The sequence below is a fragment of the Neokomagataea anthophila genome (assembly GCF_018122595.1).
In the GTDB taxonomy this organism is placed as follows: Bacteria; Pseudomonadota; Alphaproteobacteria; order Acetobacterales; family Acetobacteraceae; genus Gluconobacter; species Gluconobacter anthophilus.
Genome location: NZ_JAGRQH010000293.1, coordinates 1 through 208 on the forward strand (window position 1 = coordinate 1; position 208 = coordinate 208).

1 protein-coding gene is annotated in these 208 nt (G+C 52.4%); it reads right to left on the reverse strand.

Features of this window, described 5'->3' with window-relative positions; all coding sequences use genetic code 11:
• Positions 1-170: ATP synthase F1 subunit epsilon (atpC, locus tag KB213_RS13170; RefSeq protein ID WP_211683635.1), on the reverse strand; the 170-nt coding region annotated here is incomplete at its 3' end.
• Positions 171-208 lie beyond the last annotated feature (38 nt).

Here is a 208-nt window from a genome sequence, read left to right on the forward strand (position 1 = left end):
TGCTGTTTAACGATGCGGATCATACCAGGCTTAATGGCGGTGAGCAGCGGGGCGTGGCCAGGAAAAATACCCAGCTCACCTTCGCTACCCGTTACCTGGATCTTCTCGACCAGACCGGAGAACATTTGGCTCTCCGCGCTGACGACGTCCAGGTGATAAGTCATTGCCATGTCACCCTCCGATTAAGGCGTTAAAGTTTTTTAGCTTT